At 48.3% G+C, this 1,606-nt stretch carries 2 pseudogenes; both read left to right on the top strand.

The features are described 5' to 3' along the window. A pseudogene (locus BAA01_08505) lies at positions 1-653 on the top strand (transposase). Between the two features lie 700 nt (positions 654-1,353). Then, positions 1,354-1,606: pseudogene (locus tag BAA01_08500) on the top strand (transposase).

Raw genomic sequence — 1,606 nt, 5'->3', positions numbered from 1 at the left:
TCGACAATTTGCGCGTATGTCACCGTGAACAAGTGGACTACATCATTAAAGCCAACCTCCGCAAGGAACCGAAAGAGCTGTGGCTGCGCATCGCCGAATCCTCGGGCATTTGCTGCCAGCAGCGTGAAGGCAAGAAGGAGTATGTCGGTTTCATCGAGTTTACGGAAAAAGGATTTGACCGACCGCTCCGGCAAGTCTTCCACGTGATTGAGCGAACCATTGATCGGGATGGGCAAATGTTGCTCGTTCCGGAGATTGAAGTGAACGTGTACTGGACGTCGCTTCGCTGCGGACCGTGGCGGGTCATCGAGTTATACCGGGATCACGCCACCAGCGAACAGTTTCACAGCGAAATCAAGACGGATCTCGATCTGGAGCGGTTGCCGGCCGGAAAATTTGCAACGAATAATCTCGTACTGCATGCAGGCGTGTTTGCCTACAATCTGCTGCGCATCATCGGTCAGGAAAGCCTGCGCAAAGACGACGCACCGATTCGCAGCAACGTGCAGCGCCGCCGAATCCGAACCGTTATTCAAAACATCATCTACATGGCGGTGCGACTGGTTCGACATGCGCGGAGTCTGATCTTCAGCTTCGGAAAACACAGTCCCTGGTCACCGGTGCTGGAGCGAATCTACCGGACGTTTGCCTGATGCGAGAAAGAAGACGAAACCGTTATGGGATGGCCTGGCGAAAGACCTTTGTTCGTCAGGTCTGTTCGACATGGCCAAAACCGGTGGTACAAGTCATGATGCGCCCTTCTGCCAGCGGGCGAAGCAGTTGGTTCGTAATGAACATGGAAATAGTCCGGTCAAGATCCGGTTTCAGGAATAAGGTTCCGGGAGGATTCATAGAAGTTCACGGATTCAGGTTATTCTCATAGGGCAAGTTTCTACAGTCAACACCCGTTTTTAAATCTGTTGCGTATAATTGGTAAGTGCCTTTGGGGATTTTTCTCCAAAATACCCCTTTTCCATATGTAACGTCAGCCACAATACTTCCTGGTGGCACATACAATGACATAACCAAAGGGAAAAGATCGGAATTATTTCCAACATAAGCAGAAAAGATTAGATCATTTGTTGCTATACCATCTGGTTTTTTTCTGTTTGTTTTGCGTTGCGATTTTTGTGATTCTTGTATTGTTGCGTGTTGTCCATTACTTTGGTTGTCCATGTTTTCCCTCGGGGCTATAAGATCAATTTTGAGTTGTTCAATATTCGACACTTTGTTTTCAATTTGAACCTGAATTTCGAAAGTAAAACTCTTTTAAAAACATAAAAAGGGCTCCTGTTCTTTGGTAGAATGGTGTTTGACGAAAAAAACCCAGCCAAAGAAAGGAGCACCTTTAAGGTGAAGTCTACCACACCCGTCAGCAAAATCAAGACAGAATTTTCCCTGCGACATGCGACCAGTTTCGGAGGCGCCAAAATCTTTCTGGAATACCTCGAGAAAATCAAGCTCGCCAAGGCGCTGCAGGGGCTATCGTTTGCGAAGGCAAACAACTCGTTGTTTCCCCTCCACCGCATCCTGCTGTATCTCATTGTCGGCTGGGTGCTCGGCTGCCAGCGGCTCTTTCATTTTCGCAAGTTGCAATATGATCCGC

Source organism: Bacillus thermozeamaize (assembly GCA_002159075.1).
GTDB classification, from domain to species: domain Bacteria; phylum Bacillota; class Bacilli; order ZCTH02-B2; family ZCTH02-B2; genus Bacillus_BB; species Bacillus_BB thermozeamaize.
Note: the sequence above shows the minus strand (reverse complement) of the source record. Positions and strands in the feature narration are given on the sequence as shown.